General features: G+C 43.3%; 19 protein-coding genes and 1 pseudogene. 10 read left to right on the top strand and 10 right to left on the bottom strand.

Annotated features, from left to right (window positions below; translation table 11 throughout):
- Positions 1-25: 25 nt before the first annotated feature.
- The 3 genes from tnpB to FTU91_RS09905 all read right to left on the bottom strand — a co-directional run bounded on the left by tnpB (position 26) and on the right by FTU91_RS09905 (position 2,618).
- Positions 26-361 carry an IS66 family insertion sequence element accessory protein TnpB gene (gene tnpB, locus FTU91_RS09915; protein ID WP_000618087.1) on the bottom strand — a complete coding sequence of 112 codons (336 nt, stop codon included), beginning with the start codon at positions 359-361 and terminating at the stop codon, positions 26-28.
- Complete coding sequence (locus FTU91_RS09910; RefSeq protein WP_004828545.1) at positions 358-741, bottom strand: transposase; 384 nt, start codon at positions 739-741, stop codon at positions 358-360. Before FTU91_RS09910 ends, tnpB begins: the two co-directional genes overlap by 4 nt.
- 236 nt (positions 742-977) lie before the next feature.
- Positions 978-2,618, bottom strand: coding sequence for an acyl-CoA synthetase (locus tag FTU91_RS09905; RefSeq protein ID WP_180082064.1), 1,641 nt, complete (start codon positions 2,616-2,618; stop codon positions 978-980).
- Between the two features lie 579 nt (positions 2,619-3,197).
- Here FTU91_RS09905 and FTU91_RS09900 point away from each other — a divergent pair.
- The 3 genes and pseudogenes from FTU91_RS09900 to infC all read left to right on the top strand — a co-directional run.
- Positions 3,198-3,395: pseudogene (locus FTU91_RS09900) on the top strand (hypothetical protein); the annotation flags it as partial.
- A 259-nt stretch (positions 3,396-3,654) separates the two neighbouring features.
- Entirely contained in the window at positions 3,655-5,577 is a 1,923-nt protein-coding gene (gene thrS / locus FTU91_RS09895) for a threonine--tRNA ligase (protein WP_180082063.1), read from the top strand.
- Positions 5,578-5,582: 5 nt separating this feature from the next.
- A complete protein-coding gene (infC, locus tag FTU91_RS09890; protein ID WP_086195388.1) occupies positions 5,583-6,134 on the top strand; it encodes a translation initiation factor IF-3 in 552 nt (183 codons plus the stop codon).
- Between the two features lie 127 nt (positions 6,135-6,261).
- Here the strand turns inward: infC and FTU91_RS09885 are convergent, their stop codons facing one another.
- Positions 6,262-6,729, bottom strand: coding sequence for an Hsp20 family protein (locus FTU91_RS09885; RefSeq protein WP_086195389.1), 468 nt, complete (start codon positions 6,727-6,729; stop codon positions 6,262-6,264).
- Positions 6,730-7,043: 314 nt separating this feature from the next.
- On the opposite strand from FTU91_RS09885, the gene FTU91_RS09880 reads away from it, so the two are divergent.
- From FTU91_RS09880 to FTU91_RS09865, 4 genes are all read left to right on the top strand, one after another.
- Positions 7,044-7,664: a glutathione S-transferase N-terminal domain-containing protein gene (locus tag FTU91_RS09880; protein ID WP_086195390.1), complete on the top strand. Its 621-nt coding sequence runs from the start codon at positions 7,044-7,046 to the stop codon at positions 7,662-7,664.
- Positions 7,661-8,527, top strand: a complete 867-nt coding sequence (locus FTU91_RS09875; protein ID WP_180082062.1) for a hypothetical protein — start codon at positions 7,661-7,663, stop codon at positions 8,525-8,527. Before FTU91_RS09880 ends, FTU91_RS09875 begins: the two co-directional genes overlap by 4 nt.
- Positions 8,528-8,592: 65 nt before the next feature.
- Positions 8,593-8,877 carry a hypothetical protein gene (locus FTU91_RS09870; protein WP_086195392.1) on the top strand — a complete coding sequence of 95 codons (285 nt, stop codon included), beginning with the start codon at positions 8,593-8,595 and terminating at the stop codon, positions 8,875-8,877.
- A 15-nt stretch (positions 8,878-8,892) separates the two neighbouring features.
- Positions 8,893-9,318 (top strand): YqaA family protein, encoded by a 426-nt coding sequence (locus FTU91_RS09865; RefSeq protein ID WP_086195393.1) that lies wholly within the window; start codon positions 8,893-8,895, stop codon positions 9,316-9,318.
- A 38-nt stretch (positions 9,319-9,356) separates the two neighbouring features.
- Here the strand turns inward: FTU91_RS09865 and FTU91_RS09860 are convergent, their stop codons facing one another.
- Both FTU91_RS09860 and FTU91_RS09855 read right to left on the bottom strand, forming a co-directional pair.
- Positions 9,357-10,097 (bottom strand): TonB family protein, encoded by a 741-nt coding sequence (locus FTU91_RS09860; protein ID WP_086195394.1) that lies wholly within the window; start codon positions 10,095-10,097, stop codon positions 9,357-9,359.
- A 103-nt stretch (positions 10,098-10,200) separates the two neighbouring features.
- Positions 10,201-11,460, bottom strand: a complete 1,260-nt coding sequence (locus tag FTU91_RS09855; RefSeq protein WP_180082061.1) for an MFS transporter — start codon at positions 11,458-11,460, stop codon at positions 10,201-10,203.
- Between the two features lie 236 nt (positions 11,461-11,696).
- Here FTU91_RS09855 and rpmI point away from each other — a divergent pair, with 236 nt between their 5' ends.
- Entirely contained in the window at positions 11,697-11,891 is a 195-nt protein-coding gene (rpmI, locus tag FTU91_RS09850) for a 50S ribosomal protein L35 (RefSeq protein ID WP_004637967.1), read from the top strand.
- Between the two features lie 12 nt (positions 11,892-11,903).
- Entirely contained in the window at positions 11,904-12,263 is a 360-nt protein-coding gene (gene rplT / locus FTU91_RS09845; RefSeq protein WP_004867327.1) for a 50S ribosomal protein L20, read from the top strand.
- A 129-nt stretch (positions 12,264-12,392) separates the two neighbouring features.
- On the opposite strand, the gene FTU91_RS09840 is transcribed toward rplT, so the two are convergent.
- From FTU91_RS09840 to lgt, 3 genes are all read right to left on the bottom strand, one after another.
- Positions 12,393-12,758 carry a hypothetical protein gene (locus FTU91_RS09840; RefSeq protein WP_180082060.1) on the bottom strand — a complete coding sequence of 122 codons (366 nt, stop codon included), beginning with the start codon at positions 12,756-12,758 and terminating at the stop codon, positions 12,393-12,395.
- Positions 12,758-13,144 carry a hypothetical protein gene (locus FTU91_RS09835; protein ID WP_086195397.1) on the bottom strand — a complete coding sequence of 129 codons (387 nt, stop codon included), beginning with the start codon at positions 13,142-13,144 and terminating at the stop codon, positions 12,758-12,760. Before FTU91_RS09835 ends, FTU91_RS09840 begins: the two co-directional genes overlap by 1 nt.
- A 188-nt stretch (positions 13,145-13,332) precedes the next feature.
- Positions 13,333-14,145: a prolipoprotein diacylglyceryl transferase gene (gene lgt, locus FTU91_RS09830; protein ID WP_086195398.1), complete on the bottom strand. Its 813-nt coding sequence runs from the start codon at positions 14,143-14,145 to the stop codon at positions 13,333-13,335.
- A 93-nt stretch (positions 14,146-14,238) separates the two neighbouring features.
- Here lgt and FTU91_RS09825 point away from each other — a divergent pair, with 93 nt between their 5' ends.
- A complete protein-coding gene (locus FTU91_RS09825; protein ID WP_180082059.1) occupies positions 14,239-15,021 on the top strand; it encodes an NRDE family protein in 783 nt (260 codons plus the stop codon).
- A 43-nt stretch (positions 15,022-15,064) separates the two neighbouring features.
- Here FTU91_RS09825 and FTU91_RS09820 read toward each other — a convergent pair whose 3' ends face one another.
- The gene (locus FTU91_RS09820; RefSeq protein WP_086195400.1) at positions 15,065-17,251 is read right to left on the bottom strand and encodes a PhoX family phosphatase; all 2,187 of its coding nucleotides are present in this window, start codon (positions 17,249-17,251) and stop codon (positions 15,065-15,067) included.
- Positions 17,252-17,408: the final 157 nt, after the last annotated feature.

Below are 17,408 nucleotides of genomic sequence, written 5' to 3'. Positions count from 1 at the left end.
GAATAGCAGAATGGAACAGCCTGGTTTAAAGCATCGTCACCACCTGCTGTCGTCCAATGCGCTGCCAGGGCAAACCTTGGATCAGTGCCTGTAACTGTTCCGGGCTGAGGGCCACGGTTTCACCCTGGTGAACTTGAGCCCAGTGAAATTTGCCCTGTTCCAGCCGCCGGGCACATAGCCAGATGCCCAGTCCATCATGTACCAGCACTTTCATGCGATGGCCACGTTTATTACAGAACAGGTAAGCACAATGCGGTTTAATGTAGCCAAAGGCTCTCACCACCTGAGCCATGACAGTATCCATCCCTGCTCGCATATCCAGAGGTTGGGTAGAAAGCCAGATTTCATCGATACGGATCATGTTGCCAGCACCTTGAGTAATTCTGCCAAGGCAGGTATTTCTGATACTTGCCATTTCAAGCCAATTTCTGCTTTTGAGTGGGGTAAAGTAATTTGAACTTTTAACATGTCAGTAGGAGTAGGATCTAATGGTGCAGAGCAAGATAAGGCAATAAATGCAGGTTTATTCGGTAGTGGTGAGCGATCACTCCCTGGCTTTGCATCAATTAAGCGAATCCATTTGGATACAAGATTTGTATTCAATCCATGTTGCAAAGCAACTGAAGCAATTGAAACGTCCGGTGCTTTACAAGCCTGAACGATCTGCTGTTTAAATTCAGCACTGTATGTTCTTCGTTTTTTCGCAAGAGATGCGATAGATGTCTGATGATTTGTAGTCATAAATTTAAGTCCCCACTTGTTTCTAAGTGGGGACTAAATTAAGGCTTATAGGATGAATTCAGAAGGTGTGTTCAGCGGACGCTTACCTTTCTTATTTCTATACTCAAACTAAAAAAGCGACTCATGAAGTCGCTTTTTTTCTTCTCTCATTTAAAAGGTGATAAATGATGTTTCACAAGGGGTAATCCCCCTAAGTCCCCCTTTGAAAAGGGGGACTTTACCCATCAGATGATGGATTACTGAAACTCGCCTGTAGCACGTTCTTTGGCCCAGTCACGCAAGATGAATTTTTGCAGTTTGCCTGTAGATGTCTTTGGAATCTCGGTAATCACCACATCTTTAGGTACTTTAAAACGGGCCAAATGCTGTTTACAGTATTCAATCAGTTCTTCAGCTGTTGCAGTTTTACCTTGTTTGAGTTCCACAAAGGCACATGGAACTTCCTGCCAGCGTGGATCAGGTTTTGCCACTACCGCTGCCGTCAGGACTGCAGGGTGCTGATACAGCACTTCTTCCACTTCGAGTGAAGAAATATTTTCACCGCCGGAAATAATCACATCTTTAGAGCGGTCGGTAATTTTGGCATAGCCATCCGGTTGGCAAACGGCAAGGTCACCGGTATGGAACCAGCCACCAGCAAAGGCTTCGGCGGTTGCTTCAGGATTCTTTAAATAGCCTTTCATGACGATATTGCCGCGGAACATGATCTCGCCCATGGTTTTACCATCATGCGGCACTTCGTGCATGGTCTCCGGATCAAGTACTTTCATGCCATCTTGCAGTGGATATGGAACTCCTTGACGAGAGTGCAAGTGTGCCTGTTCCTGAATCGATAGATCGCTCCAGCCCGCTTGTGATGCACACAGTGCAGAAGGGCCGTAAGTTTCAGTTAAACCATAGACGTGAGTGACATTAATGCCAATATTACGCATGCCTTCAATAATCGCCGCAGGAGGCGCGGCACCGGCCACCATCACTTCAACACGGTGATCAATCTGGGTCTTTTTCTCTTCAGGGGTATTGATCAGCATCGACAGGACAATCGGTGCGCCACAGAAGTAGTCGACTTTATGTTCGGCAATCAATTTGAAAATCTGTTCTGCATCAACTTTGCGCAAGCAGACGTTGGTACCGCCATTGGCAGCCATGGTCCAGGCAAAGCACCAGCCATTGCAGTGGAACAATGGCAGGGTCCATAAATAGGTCGCGCGAGGCATCATGCCGCAAGCAATGATGTTACTGGCTGCATTAATGTAGGCCCCCCGGTGATGATAGACCACGCCTTTCGGGTTCCCCGTGGTGCCCGAGGTGTAGCTTAAGCTAATGGCATCCCATTCATCCGCGGGTAAATGCCACTCAAAATTGGTATCACCTTGTGCAATCCAGTCTTCATATTCAATCTGGCCAATACGGGTATCCTCACCCTCATATTCTTCATCGGCGACATCAATGACATAGATTTCTTGCGGAATCAGCGCCAAGGCTTCTGTAGCAAGCTGGCTGAATTCGGGGTCAACCAGCAATACCTTACTTTCGGCGTGTTCCAGCATGAAGGCAACTGTTTTGGCATCCAGACGGGTATTTAAGGTATTCAGTACGGCACCTGCCATTGGTACGGCAAAATGTGCTTCAATCATTGCCGGCACATTAGGCAGCAGTACCGAAACGGTATCATTTTTACCGATCCCGAGTTTTTGGAGTTGGTGGGCAAACTGGCGGCAACGATTATATTTTTCACGCCAGGTAATACGACGTTTACCATGAATAATTGCATTTTGATTCGGGTAAATATAAGCAGCCCGATCCAGATAGCGTAAAGGTGACAACGCTACAAAATTTGCGGGGGTACGCGGTAATTCATCATATGCGCTAACCATGTTAAAACTCCATTCTATATTTGTTTTCATATCCTTTTGAAAAAGATATGCATTTATCAGAAATCTTGCAGTTATGCTTTAGTCGAGTGCTATTTTATAATTTTTAACATATTGAAAATTAAAAAAATTATTTTATGGGGTGGATTTTTTTTGAACGCATGGGTTCCCATATTTGCTTTTTTAGGTATTTTACTCTAAATGGGCAATTTAAATAACATTAGCTAGGGAATAATAATGAAAATACAACAGGCGGATAAAGGATGGCGTAATTGGTCTGGAAGCCAGCAGGCACATCCATAAATTTTTCAACCTCAGCATGTCAATGAATTACAAAAATGAGTCAAATTCTATGGTCATATTCCTGTCGTTGGTGCAAGGCATTCATTTAGTGTGTTGGCCAAGACGGATGAAACTTTGCTTAATCTCGATCAGTTCAAAGGCGTGCTGGCCTTTGATGAAGATAAAAGTCAATGCACAGTTTAAGCGGGTACACGCTTATATGACTTAGGGAAATATGTTGTTCCGATCAATCAGTCTTTAGCCAATCAGGGGGATATTGACCAGCAAAGTCTGGCTGAACTGCAAGGTGCCTTATGGATAGCTACACCCATGTTAAAAGTTTTGCACTATAGCCAGTTACCTGATCTGGAACTGCTGCTGGTGCCGAAATCCTGTGAGATTGACCGGGCTGATTATGTGTTTTTAAGACCCACCCAGAGCGAAGCTGTGATTCCGCAATTTGCTCCGCTTTCTGCCTATGCTCAGTGCAAGTTCTAAGCATGGGATAACTTTAGAGCATAAAAAGGGAAGTGAAAATTCCTTGATTGAGCTAGAGCTAAGGCATTGGCAAATAAATTCAAAATGTGCCAAATTGCGAATTTTATAGGTGAAAAGGTTTAATCCTGTGGATAAGACGTGTAAAATTCGAATCGATTTTTATTTATCCACCGTTTTTATCTTTTGAGGTTCTGCCTCGATCATAATCTCGCGGTGACATGCCCTATGGTACGGGGCATCACTCCTTAAGGATTTTTTTATGCCAATTATCACTTTGCCAAATGGCGATCAAAAACAGTTTGATCAAGCCGTATCTGTGATGGACGTTGCACTGAGCATTGGTCCGGGTCTTGCAAAAAATACAGTTGCGGGTCGCGTAAACGACCGTTTGGTTGATGCGTCTGATCTCATCACTGAAGATGCAACCTTACAAATTATCACGCCTAAAGATGAAGATGGTATTCACATCATTCGTCACTCTTGTGCGCACCTGGTCGGCCATGCAGTTAAGCAATTGTTCCCCGAAGCAAAGATGGTGATTGGCCCGGTCATTGAAGAAGGTTTCTACTATGACATCTGGATGCCACGTCCGTTTACTTTAGATGACTTGGCGGCGATTGAAGAGCGTATGAAAAAGCTCATCGACCAAGACTATGATGTCATCAAAAAAATGACCCCACGCGATGAAGTGATTGCAGAATTCACTGCGCGTGGCGAAGAATACAAACTCCGCTTGATTGAAGACATGCCTGAAGAAACGCAAATGGGCTTGTACTACCATCAAGACTATCTGGATATGTGCCGTGGTCCGCACGTACCGAATACCAAATTCTTAAAATCGTTCAAGCTGACTAAAATCTCTGGTGCTTACTGGCGCGGTGATGCGAAGAATGAACAGCTGCAACGTATTTACGGTACAGCATGGGCGGATAAAAAACAGCTTGCGGCTTATGTAAAACGTATTGAAGAAGCAGAAAAACGCGATCACCGGAAAATCGGTAAAGCTTTAGACTTGTTCCATATGCAGGAAGAAGCACCGGGTATGGTGTTCTGGCATCCGAATGGCTGGACCATTTACCAGGTACTGGAACAGTACATGCGTAAAGTTCAGCAAGATAATGGTTATCTTGAGATTCGTACCCCGCAAGTGGTGGACTTCACGCTTTGGGAAAAATCGGGTCATGCGGCAAACTATGCAGACAACATGTTTACGACTCATTCAGAGAACCGTAACTATGCGGTTAAACCAATGAACTGTCCATGTCACGTACAGGTATTCAACCAGGGGTTGAAATCTTACCGTGATCTTCCGATCCGTCTGGCTGAGTTTGGTTCGTGTCACCGTAACGAGCCATCAGGTTCATTACACGGCATTATGCGTGTTCGTGGCTTTACCCAAGATGATGCACACATTTTCTGTACCAAAGAACAGATTGGAACTGAAGTTGCAGATTTCATTAAATTGACTTTAGATGTGTACAAAGACTTCGGTTTTGAAGACGTTCAAATGAAACTCTCTACACGTCCGGAAAAACGTGTCGGTGATGACAAACTTTGGGACATGGCGGAAAAATCTTTGGCTGATGCTTTAGATGCTGCTGGTCTGGAATGGGAACTGCAACCGGGTGAAGGCGCATTCTACGGTCCTAAGATCGAATTCTCATTGAAAGACTGCCTAGGTCGTGTATGGCAGTGCGGTACCATTCAGTGTGACTTCAACCTGCCAGAGCGTCTGGATGCATCTTACGTAACAGAAGATAACGACCGTGATCAGCCTGTTATGTTACATCGTGCAATTCTTGGTAGTTTCGAGCGTTTTATTGGTATACTGATTGAACACTACGCAGGCTTTATGCCACCTTGGTTGGCACCTACACAAGCGTGCGTGATGAACATTACCGATTCTCAAGCGGAAGCATGTGAGTCAGTCGTCACTAAACTTAAAGAAAACGGTATTCGTGCCATTTCCGACTTGAGAAATGAGAAAATCGGCTTTAAGATTCGTGAACGTACTTTAGAGCGTATTCCTTACTTACTGGTACTTGGCGACCGTGAAGTAGAGGAAGGTACAGTGAATGTGCGTACCCGCTCAGGAAAAAATTTGGGTACTATGTCAATCGATGCTTTCGTTGACCTAGTAAAAGCAGCCGTTGCCGAACGCGGCCGGTATATTGTGGAGTAAAAGCGATTAAACAGCCTGACCGTAATCAACAGGGCGGTAACAAATCAAACCGTCCTGCTTTGAATGATGAAATTCGTGCAAAAGAAGTCCGTCTTGTAGACGAAAATGGCGAGCAAAAAGGCATCGTAAGCTTAAATGATGCTTTACGTGCAGCTGAAGCTGTCGATCTTGACCTGGTTGAGATTGTTGCAAATGCTGAGCCACCCGTGTGTAAAATCATGGACTTCAACAAGCATTTGTTTGATCTGAAACAAAAGCAGAAAGAAGCGAAGAAAAAACAGCATCAAGTACAGGTGAAAGAAATCAAGCTCCGCCCTGCGACTGATGTTGGTGATTACAACGTAAAATTACGTGCCATTATCAAGTTCCTTGAAGAAGGCAACAAGGTAAAAATCACTTTACGCTTCCGTGGTCGTGAAATGGCTCACCAACAGTTGGGTCTGGCTCAATTGCAAAAAGTTGAAGCAGATGTGGCTGAATTCGGTGTAGTTGAACAAGCACCAAAAATGGAAGGTCGTCAAATGGGTATGCTACTTGGTCCTAAAAAGAAAAAGTAAGCCTCTATTGATGAAGAAAGCCCTGCAAAAGCAGGGCTTTTTTATAGCGATGATTTTTTGAATCGGTTTTTTAAGAGATCGTTTCAATTATTTAAAAGACCAGTCATTGACCAGTCTTTTGGGGGTGTTATTTTGTTGTTTCCTGTTGAGGTGACGCAAGTTTTTCCGTGGTTTTGCTGCCAATCGGAATCTGGCGAGGTAATTTTTCTTCTGGAACATTGCGCTGTAAGTCGATTTTTAACAAACCGTTTGCAAAGTCAGCTTGTTGTACTTCTACATGTTCATCCAGACGTAAAGACAGTTTAAAGGAACGGTGGGCGATACCTTTGTGTAAAAATTCTACCGTAGTATCCGATTTTTCTTCAACCGCTTTGCCGCTAATGGTCAGAACTTGATTTTCCAGGTTGATCTCGAGTTGGTCTTCGTTAAATCCAGCTGCAGAGACGACAATGCGGTAATTATTATCGCCGGTTTTTTCAATATTGTAATGTGGATAATTCGGTGTTTCACTTTGCATTGCGTAGTCAAACAGGTCATTAAAACGGTCAAAACCGATGCTACGTCGGAACAGTGGGGTAAGACTGGAATTGCTCATGGATAGAACCTCCGGTTCTCAGAACAGTTATAGAAGCATGATGATAATTCTGTAATGGATGGCATAAGTAATGTGAAGCAATATCCTGAATGGATGATTGCTTCATGTCTAATATAAGATTGGGTGGAGGCTTTTCAAGCATCAATATGTAACAACATCCGGGGCTGATTTTGCCTGAAAATAATGCTTTATATTTAGTGGTTTTACTGATGAATCTATAATTAAATATGCGGATGTATGGTACTAAATCATGCTATAACTGGAATAAATTTTAAGCATGTCATGTAAAACGAAAAAGGCAAAAGGTAGGAAACATGATTGATCTCTATTATTGGGGAACACCCAATGGTCATAAAATTACAATAGCATTAGAAGAAATGGGTTTGGAATACCAAATTTTCCCCATCAATATTTTAGAAAATGATCAGTTTCAGCCTGACTTTTTACGTATTTCACCTAACAATAAAATTCCCGCGATTGTGGATCAGGACGGACCGCGTGGTGAAGCCATTTCAGTATTTGAGTCTGGGGCAATTTTGCAGTATTTGGGCCGTAAAACCGGATTGTATTATCCAGTAGATGAGCAACAGCGCGTTGAAGTCGAGCAATGGCTGATGTGGCAAATGGGTGGTTTCGGGCCGATGCTGGGGCAAAACCATCATTTTGGCCGCTTTGCACCGGAAAAAATTCCCTATGCCATAGACCGTTATGTCAATGAAACCAAGCGTCTGTATGGTGTGCTGAATAAGCAGCTGATGGGGCAAAAGTATGTGGCGGGCGAGTATTCGATTGCCGATATGGCGATTTTACCGTGGATACTACGCCATGAATGGCAGCAAATTCAGCTTGAAGATTATCCTTATGTGAAAGAATATGTAGATCACCTGACTGCACGTCCTGCTATTCAGAAAGCATTGTCGATTAAAGTACAATGAACATTGATATAAATGAGCTTTTTGAAATTGAAAAGAAATTAATCAAACAGAAAGTATCTTTTCATAATAGAGCGGATAGATTTGCAACAGCAATCTATCCGAAATTATATAAGCGAAAATGTATTGATTCATTAGGTGATCCGCAGTATTTGGCCTTGCAAGTATACTATAGAGAAAAATTTCCACAGGGCGCTTTGGGGTGGAAACCTAAAATTACTGGTTTTGTTGCTAGTTTAGATCGCGTTAAAAAATTCGAATTTTATGCATTTGACGGATTCCCTGTCATAGATCCTGAAGAATTATTGAAATTTAAAGATATCTCTGAATTTGAGGCTTTTTATTTCCGAGATGATGAAATTTATGAAGAAATAATTTTGAGTGTTGATCACTTTATCTATTTTGGATTGATTTCATTGCAGGGGAAAAAAGCAAGTGGATTAGAAGGTACATTATGGAGTGAGGCTAGAAATCATCTTGAGCTTGTGACATATGGTCTTATAAATAATTTTGAAAATAATACGATATTTCAAAACATACATTTGTTGGCTGAATTAACAATTAAGGCGGTTTTGCTACATAATGGTATAGAGGAAAAAATACTCAGTGATAAAGATAGAGCAGGCCATGATCTAAAAAAGCTTATTCAACTTTTACCTTTTGCTGATGAAAAACAAAAAGATTCTTTAAAAAAATATATTATTGGTTTTCCTAATTTTGCTAAATCTAGATACTATGCAATAGATAACGAATTTTTAGAAATAGTTGATTTTGCTTTAAGAGCAAGAAGTTTTATCATGGAAGTAATCAAATTTACTCGTTATTACGAACAAAAGCCTCCTCGTTTCATAATCAAGCGGAAGTAAGTTATAGTGGTATCAATTGTTAAATAAACCACCCATGCGGTGGTTTTTTACTGGATCAGCATCTTATGAAAGCATTCTTTTTAAATTCAACGCGTATTCTGGAACACAATGCCAAAATCTATTGGAGCATTATCTTTGGTATAGCGGCTTGTTTGATTCTTTTTATTGCCGAAGCCGTGCACATCCAGAATTTTATGGCGACTTTAAATACGCAGGACCAGAATGCTTTATACGCAGCCATCCAGCCTTTGACGCAGCGTTATAGCTATAGCCGTTATCTGATTCTTGTTCTGGCTTTGCTTTGGACAGTTTATGAATACACCTCAACCAAGAAAAAACTCGGGCTTTAAAACGGTAGCAGCCTGATGCCGGCTTACCTGTTACTGTTTATTTCTGCCTTTGGTGCGGCAACTTTATTGCCTTTGCAATCCGAAGCGGTTTTATTGGCTTTTTTGGCGGAGGGCAGTCATTCAGTTCCTTGGCTACTGTTTGTTGCAAGCTTGGGAAATATTTTGGGATCCTGCGTGAACTGGTGGCTCGGTTTTAAGATTGAACGTTACAAAGACAAAAAATGGTTTCCTGTTTCACAGCAGCAAATGGTGAAAGCACAGGCGAAGTATCACAAATATGGCTACTGGTCATTATTGTTGAGTTGGGTGCCCATCATTGGCGATCCCATTACCCTTATTGCCGGTCTGCTAAAAGAAAATTTTGCCCGATTTTTATTGATGGTGGCAATTGCTAAAATAGGGCGCTACTTGTTTATCTATCTGGCTTTTAGCCTGTTTTAAAAAAACGAGATGCTTTTGCATCTCGTTTTTAATTTTGCTTATTCACAGTGATTTAGGTTGAACTTAATTTCATCTTTAAAGCTGGATTTTTTATACATCCATAAAGTGCTGGCCGTGCGCTTTACATTAATTTGGCTATTTGATACGGCTTGAACAACTTTCTGGTCTAAAGCATAAATCCCCGAGCCCTGAGTAACTTTGACCTTTTTCACCTCACCGTGTTTATTCACTTTAAAGTTAAATTTAACCGCGCGATTGTGGCCGTTGAGCAATTCAGAATCGATGTCTAGCTGTGGCTGGGTACGGTATGAAAAAGGTGTTTTTCTATTCTGCTGTTGAGCTTGCCAATTTTTCGATTCAAACTGATAGGGACAGGCGTCAACATCCTCTTGGTCTAACTTTAAACTAAAGGTTTGATAGCCAATGAGAGGTGTTGCCGTGTCATTTTCGATATGGGGTTTGACATGTGCTTCACGCACGGCTTGAACCAACAGGTTATCCAGATGGCTTAAGCCGGTACTTTCCTGTACGCTGGCCTTGATGACATTACCGGTTTCATCTGCATAAATGCGAATAATGGCACTGCGGTTTTGCTCTTTTAAATCTTCATTTTTATAGTCTGGACGCGGGAATTTGGTCCACTGAATGCGTGTGGTCAAATGCGCGGGAAGGGCTGCGCTTTTCTGAACGGCAAGCTGTTTGGTTGCTTTAGATTCAGCACTGTAAACAGTACTGAAGGGTACACACATGAGTAGAGAAAAACACAGTATTTGCTTCATAAATATTTATTTCTTAGTCAAACCAGATGTTGCAGTGGTAGCGGAGTATTATGAGTGCGCAGTATTTCCTGAATTGGAAATACTGGCAAGTCTAAAAACTCAATTAATGTTCATGATCATGCACTTTGGTAATGTCGACGCCAAATAAATCATGGGTTTTTGCCCAGCTCAGCGCTACTACTACCATGGTCATACAGCCTCCAAAGACGGTTGCCATAATGGTGCCCATATATTTGGCGGCTAAGCCGGATTCAAAAGCGCCAAGTTCATTACTGGATGAGACAAACATGCCATTCACCGCGGCGACACGGCCACGCATATTTTCTGGCGGATAAATTTGCAGAATGGTCTGGCGAATGACCACCGAAATACTGTCACAGGCACCAGTCATGGCCAAAGCGAACAGCGATAGCCACAGGTTATTTGAGAAGGCAAACAATAGGGTAAATAGGCCAAAACCGGCAACGGCGAGCAACATATTACGCCAGGCATTTTGGGTTGGTGGAAATCTGGTTAAGGCAATCATGGTGATCAGTGCACCAATCGATGGCGCTGCACGCAAGTAACCCAAACCTTCAGGACCGACTTTTAAAATATCTTCAGCGAATATGGGCAGTAAGGCAATAACTCCGCCAAACAGCACCGAAACCAGATCCAGCGAAATGGCCCAGAGCACGATTTTGGTTTTCCAGATAAAGCGGAAACCGTCTCCCAAACTTTCCAGTAGGTTGTTAGTTTCAATTTTTGGAAAACTCCGCTTTTGTAGCAGGTTAATCAGGATAAAGCAGACGGACAATAATCCGGTTACCGCCCATAAACTGTTTTCACGACCTAAAAAAGCCAGCATAAAACCGCCCAGCATGGGTCCGATAATCACGCCGCTTTGCCAGCCGATGGTGGTCCAGGTGGCACCATTGGCATAAAGCTTGCGCGGGATTAAAAAAGGCTTGAGTGAAGTAGCGGAAGGATTATAGAAGCCACGGATAGTCCCTAGGGTAAAAATAACCGCATAAATCCCCCAAGACAGTGTAGTAACGTCGATCTGTCCTAGGCCATAGGAATGGAATAGCCACCATAAAACCACAGGCAAGGGCACGGCAAAAAACAGACATATTTTCATGATGGTCTGTTTGTTAAAGCGGTCGGCAAAATAACCGCCCCACAAGGACAAGGCAATAAAAGGAATGGCTTCGGCCAGACCAATTAAACCCAGTGTTAAAGGATCTTTGGTAATCTGATACAGTGAATACGCGACAATAATTTCTTGAATTAAAATGGCGAGCGTCAGGCAGAACTGGTTCATCGTGACAATGGAAAAGTCACGATAACGTAGGGCGGCAAAAGCATCCTGTGCAGGGTTCATAGCAGTCCAGTATTCTTATGGGCTGATAATTATAATGCCGAATAGTGGATTTATTAATAAAAACATCCCGCTTTTGATAGTGAAAATAAGACTAAGAGAATCTGATCATTGGTGTGCAATTTTCAGTATCTCTGCTTTTGTTTTGAGCAAAGATGCTTTAGAATATACGCTCCCTTACCTGCAGGTCGTTTTTGCAATGGTGCAGACGTGCTGAACAGGTGTTTAAAGAGGTTGTTATGGCTAAGTTAAAAACTCGCCGTGGTGCAGCTAAACGTTTCAAAGCGACTGCTAACGGTTTCAAGCGTAAACAAGCGTTCAAACGCCACATTTTGACCAAAAAATCTGCTAAACGTATCCGTCAATTGCGCGGCTGTGTGATGGTTCACGTAAGTGACGTTGCTTCAGTTCGTGCTATGTGCCCATACATCTAAGGAGATTTATAAATGGCTCGTGTAAAACGTGGTGTACAGGCTCATCGCCGTCATAAAAAAATTCTTGCTCGTGCTAAAGGTTACTATGGCGCTCGCTCACGCGTTTACCGCGTTGCGTTCCAAGCAGTAATCAAAGCAGGTCAATACGCTTACCGTGACCGTCGTCAAAAGAAACGTCAATTCCGCGCTTTGTGGATTGCACGTATCAACGCTGGTGCTCGTCAAAATGGTTTGTCGTACAGCCGTATGATCGATGGCTTGAAAAAAGCTCAAGTGATCATCGACCGTCGCGTACTTGCTGACATCGCTATGCATGACGCAGTTGCATTTGCTGCTTTAGCTGAAAAAGCTAAAGGCGCATTAGCTGCTTAATCATCTCTCGATGATTGAAAAAGACCGTTTTTTAGCGGTCTTTTTTATTTTGGCTTTTTAAAATACATCCAATATGGATTTCGGCTTATTTAAGGGTGTGAAATACACGAGAAGCTAATTCAGTTCAATCTAATCAAACTTGCGCTTTGGAAAGCCCGATAATATAAATAGGCCAATAGCAGCAAAGCCAATCGCCTGAATGGCGAGCATCAGCTTATGCTGGGTAGGCAATGCAGAAATTAAGGTAATGAATGCCATCAGCGGCATGATGAACACAAGAATCTCAAAACCTTTCTTATAAGGGTTATTTGCTGCAATTTTTAAGCTTAATGCTCTTAATACATGTATGCTCAGACCGATACCTACACTTATTCCTGTCAAGATGGGGGAAAGTCGCTGTACAGTAGAGCAGAGATAAATGATCACACAGGTTGCAATACAGACTATCAGTTTCAGCTCGCGGCTACATTTGTCGGAATACCAGAACTCCAGCATTATTTTTGCTCATCCAAGGGGGCATTTTTATTCAATAAAGACAAGGGTGAAAATAGGCAAATGGCCAAAGCCATAAAACCGATGCCTTGGGCACCGGGGATGAGAATTTCACCATTCTGCATATGCATGAAAATCAGGGCCAGCAGCAAGGCAAGCGGAATCCAGACCAAGAGTCGATAGAACAGGCCGGTCGGATTTTTAGCAGCAAAATGAATTTTACAGTAACGGCAAATCAGGAAAATAATACCTGTACCCATGAACATCAGGATAGCATCCGGTTTTAAAGGTTCCATCCAGTACAGTCCGCCCGTGGCAATTGCGATGACCACAAAGATCAGCAGTTTATGAAGAATGGAAGCTTTAGGATTGAACCAAAATTCGAGCATGTTTTTCTATTGGATGAATAAGAACTAAGGGCACTTTAGCATACGAGTGAGAGGGAAGCACAGATTCAACCTACTTGTAGATTATTTTAAATCTCTTTCTTAAGAGCACATAACCAGAGAGATAAAAAAAGGAGACATTTTTTGTCTCCCTCATCCTAACCTTCTCCCAAAGGGAGAAGGAATTTTATTTAGCTATTTTTCTGTGGACCCCAATCATAGATTTTCTTTTGATAGGCATACCACATCATCCAGAGGCCAATCAAAATCATCGGTACAGTCAGGAACTGGCCCTTACTCATCCAGCCAATAAATAGCTGGCCATTGTCGGGTTCACGGAAGAATTCCACCACAAAACGGGCAATACCATAACCGATCAGGAACAGGGCAGAAGCTGCCATACGTGGACGCGGCTTGGAGCTGAACCACCACAATACAATAAACAGGATTAAACCTTCGCCCAAAGCCTGATAAAGCTGTGAGGGATGACGGACCAATTGCAAGGGATCGGTAGGGAAGATCATCCCCAGTGCAAAGTTCGGATCAGAAACCGGGCGGCCATAAAGCTCACCACCAATGAAGTTGCCAATACGACCGAACATTAGGCCAGTCGGGACACAAGGGGCAATAAAATCCAGCGTTTGAAACCAGGTTTTCTGGTATTTTTTGCACCAGAACAGCATGGCAAGCATCACACCCAGGAATCCGCCATGGAAGCTCATGCCGCCGGTCCAGACCTGAAATAACCACAGTGGATTAGCCATGAATTGTTCAAAGCCATAAAAGAATACGTAGCCTACACGACCACCCACCACAACCCCTAAGGCACCATAGAAGATCAGGTCAGAGACCATGTCCGGTGTCCAGCCATCACGTTGTTTGGTTCTATAGGTGGCAAGTCCCCAGGCAAATAAAAATGCCAGTAAATACATCAATCCATACCAGTGGACTTGTAATGGTCCCAGCGATACCGCAACCGGGTCTATATTTGGATAGGTCAGCATTCCTGTTCCTTGTCATTATGTTTTGCACAGATTTTAGCTGAAACCTGGGAAAAATGTTGTACATTCAATGTGTAAAGATGAAGAGCATGAATTATGTGTATTGTCGCTTTAGCCTGGCAAGTTTTGCCGGATACTCCACTATGTCTGATTTCCAATCGGGATGAGTTTTATCAGCGGCCGAGTGCAGCATTGCATTGCTGGGAAAACAGTCGGATTATTGCCGGAAAAGACTTGCAGTCAGGCGGCACATGGATGGGCATTACTGCATCAGGCCGCTGGGCTGTACTGACCAATTTCAGGGATGCGAGCGATAAAACACAGTATCCGACTTCTCGTGGTCATCTGATTCAGACTTTTCTGGAATCCGATTTAACCCCGATCCGCTTTGCGCAAGCATTGGAAAAACGCCAGTGTGATTATGCAGGATTTAACTTGTTTTTAGGTGATTCAAATCAGGCGGTTTATATGAGTAACCGTGGTGAGGCACCGCAGGTTTTAGCGCAAGGTGTGTATGTGGTGTCCAATGGTTTAATGACCGAGCATTGGGAAAAGACCCGACATTTACGTAAACGTTTTACCCAGGAATTTTTACCGATGCTCCAGCAGGCAGCGACACCCGAAGCAGATCTGGAATTTGCGGTATGGGATATTCTGGAAGATGAACGGAAAATTATTCCCGAGCTTTTGCCCCAAACCGGCATTAGTCTGGAGAAGGAGGAATTACTCTCTTCGACCTTTATTCAAAGCCCGGTGTATGGTACACGCTGTTCCAATTTTCTACGGATGAAAAATCAGCAATGGCAATGGCAGGAAAAATCCCAGCAAGGGACAACCCAGGGCAATATTATCCAGATAAATTTACCTTTAAGTAAATAAAAAAATGCCGACACGAGGTCGGCATTTTAAAAACGTTGGAAACTTATCCAGCAATTACTCCACCATCTTTACGGGTAATCACTACCGTTGCTGAACGCGGACGTGCAGTGGTATTGCTTGGATCTGTTTGTGTCGCAGGCCAGTGGCTGGTTGCGTTATTATAAGCAGCCGAATCTTCACCTGGATGCTGAATGTTAATGAAGATGGCTTTGTAATCTGGTGTCATGGTTACGCCGGTGATTTCACACTCTTTTGGACCAGTCAGGAAGCGACGTAAATTTTCATCGGTCACTTTAGCACCCATAAAGGTGTCTTGTGTACCAGCACCTGAAAGTGCAGTTGCTGTGCCACCATCACCCATTGTACCTGGCAATGCAGCCAGCATCATGCAGTTGGTTATGTCCGTATAGGCACCATCATCGGTTTGAATCCAGAGTACACCGCGTGGGTCAAACCACATACCATCCGGGCTAGAAAAGTCATTATTGTCAGTTAGGCCAGACAGGTTAATATTTTCAAGCATTTTTGCTTCAGCACCAAACAGGTAAATATCCCATTTGAATGTGGTAGCTGTTGTCTTGTCGGCATCTTCACGGAAGCGGATAATGTGACCATTCACGTTACCTTTACCGCCTTCAGGATCTGTATAGTTACGTGGGTTGGCGGCATCAGTTACATAGCTGGTACCACGGTTACTGTTATTGGTGAGAGTGACATATACTTCACCATTGTTCGGATTGACTGCAACCCATTCAGGACGGTCCATTTTGGTTGCGCCAACAGCATCTGCAGCGATACGTGCATGCGTTACGACATCCGCTTGGTCTGCAAATTTATAAGTCGTGTAAGCAGAAATTGCCGGGTTGCTAATCGATAGCTCAATCCACTGACCTGTACCATCGCTATTGAATTTGGCAACATACAGTTTACCGCTATTCATATATTTATCACCGGCTGCATAGCCACCGTTGACATCTTTTGCATCCCATTTCGCATCAGAAACGAATTTATAGATGTATTCACCACGTGAGTCATCACCCATATAAAATGCCAGGTTCTGGCCTTCAATGGCACGGCTGGTACGACAGTCTTCGTGCGCAAAACGGCCCAGTGAGGTACGTTTTACAGGGTCCTGACGGCTATCGAATGGATCAATTTCTACAATCCAGCCAAAAGTATTCGCAATATTGCGATAGTCGACAGATGCAGATGCACCTACAACAGATGCATTCCAGCGATCATACATGTCCTGCTGTTCCAGGCTGCCTGTTGCAGTTTCCCATTGATAACGCGATTTAGCACCTTGTTTTAAACCGTAACGGTTTAATGCCACAATTTCATTGGCAGTGCGCGAGCTATCATCTGCTGCATTACGCACAAAGTAACCGATAAAGTTTTCTTCAGCAGTCAGGTAGGTGCCCCAAGGTGTATAACCATTACCGCAGTTATTTTGAGTACCACGGGTTTTTACACCAGATGGAGAGAAGCGGGTTGAAAGTAAAGCTGAACCAGCAGCAACGCCGGTAAAAGTCATGGGTGTAGAAGCTGTGATACGGCGGTTAAAAATTGAATTTTTCAAAATTTCAACGGCTTGGGTTTTATTGTCTTTTTTCAGATGAATAATGGATACGCCATGTGCATTGACTTCACGGATCACTTCATCTTCAGGGCGAGGACCCGTTCCCTTATTGGTCGGACCTGTCTGGTGTAAGAAAGTCTGGTTAATATATTCGTGGTTCAGCACCAGTAAGCCGTGATCTGATTTGGTGTTATCGTAACGGCCTGTCGAAGTATTTAAACCGAAAAAGCTCATGCCATCATGACAGTCACCAGAACGGAACTGAAAGCTTGCACCTGAAGGAATCTTGCTGTCATCCCATGCTTCATAGTATGGGTTGATGGAATCACCCATTGCATACAGTACTTTGGCTTCATAACCTTCTGGCACCGTGACGATATCATTCAGGTTCTTTGCCACTGGGGTAAAGCTTAACTTTGTCGGTAATTTGGTTGGATCAATAGATGGAGTTGTTGCACTTGGGGTACTGTCACTATCGCTGCCACAAGCAGTCAAAGTTGAAGCCAAAGTCAAGGCAACTGCACCGCTCGCAGTTTTGCTGATGAGGCTGCGGCGTGTAATCGCCTGCTCTAAAATGTCACGGAAATGGATATTCTCAGAAGTATTATTGTCTAATTCTTGATCTTCATGATATGGCGTAAAGTCTGTCATGATAATTTTCCAAATGTATGGTTGTTGTAAAGTTGTTTTAAACTTAGGTGAAAAATATGACAGCGTCCTGACGTTTGAATGACAGTCTGGTGAAGAAAATAAGTCGTTTTCATGAAAAAAGCAGACCTCAGTCTGCTCAGCAACATCGCGGTTGAAT

It is taken from the genome of Acinetobacter sp. YH12201 (assembly GCF_013418145.1).
Lineage (GTDB): Bacteria > Pseudomonadota > Gammaproteobacteria > Pseudomonadales > Moraxellaceae > Acinetobacter.
Note: the sequence above shows the minus strand (reverse complement) of the source record. Positions and strands in the feature narration are given on the sequence as shown.

Bases quoted from the DNA above. Each gene is read 5' to 3' on its own strand.
- tnpB (WP_000618087.1), bottom strand. From the start codon at position 361: ATGATCCGTATCGATGAAATCTGGCTTTCTACCCAACCTCTGGATATG.
- FTU91_RS09910 (WP_004828545.1), bottom strand. From the start codon at position 741: ATGACTACAAATCATCAGACATCTATCGCATCTCTTGCGAAAAAACGA.
- FTU91_RS09905 (WP_180082064.1), bottom strand. From the start codon at position 2,618: ATGGTTAGCGCATATGATGAATTACCGCGTACCCCCGCAAATTTTGTA.
- thrS (WP_180082063.1), top strand. From the start codon at position 3,655: ATGCCAATTATCACTTTGCCAAATGGCGATCAAAAACAGTTTGATCAA.
- FTU91_RS09885 (WP_086195389.1), bottom strand. From the start codon at position 6,729: ATGAGCAATTCCAGTCTTACCCCACTGTTCCGACGTAGCATCGGTTTT.
- FTU91_RS09880 (WP_086195390.1), top strand. From the start codon at position 7,044: ATGATTGATCTCTATTATTGGGGAACACCCAATGGTCATAAAATTACA.
- FTU91_RS09875 (WP_180082062.1), top strand. From the start codon at position 7,661: ATGAACATTGATATAAATGAGCTTTTTGAAATTGAAAAGAAATTAATC.
- FTU91_RS09870 (WP_086195392.1), top strand. From the start codon at position 8,593: ATGAAAGCATTCTTTTTAAATTCAACGCGTATTCTGGAACACAATGCC.
- FTU91_RS09865 (WP_086195393.1), top strand. From the start codon at position 8,893: ATGCCGGCTTACCTGTTACTGTTTATTTCTGCCTTTGGTGCGGCAACT.
- FTU91_RS09860 (WP_086195394.1), bottom strand. From the start codon at position 10,097: ATGAAGCAAATACTGTGTTTTTCTCTACTCATGTGTGTACCCTTCAGT.
- FTU91_RS09855 (WP_180082061.1), bottom strand. From the start codon at position 11,460: ATGAACCCTGCACAGGATGCTTTTGCCGCCCTACGTTATCGTGACTTT.
- rpmI (WP_004637967.1), top strand. From the start codon at position 11,697: ATGGCTAAGTTAAAAACTCGCCGTGGTGCAGCTAAACGTTTCAAAGCG.
- rplT (WP_004867327.1), top strand. From the start codon at position 11,904: ATGGCTCGTGTAAAACGTGGTGTACAGGCTCATCGCCGTCATAAAAAA.
- FTU91_RS09840 (WP_180082060.1), bottom strand. From the start codon at position 12,758: ATGCTGGAGTTCTGGTATTCCGACAAATGTAGCCGCGAGCTGAAACTG.
- FTU91_RS09835 (WP_086195397.1), bottom strand. From the start codon at position 13,144: ATGCTCGAATTTTGGTTCAATCCTAAAGCTTCCATTCTTCATAAACTG.
- lgt (WP_086195398.1), bottom strand. From the start codon at position 14,145: ATGCTGACCTATCCAAATATAGACCCGGTTGCGGTATCGCTGGGACCA.
- FTU91_RS09825 (WP_180082059.1), top strand. From the start codon at position 14,239: ATGTGTATTGTCGCTTTAGCCTGGCAAGTTTTGCCGGATACTCCACTA.
- FTU91_RS09820 (WP_086195400.1), bottom strand. From the start codon at position 17,251: ATGACAGACTTTACGCCATATCATGAAGATCAAGAATTAGACAATAAT.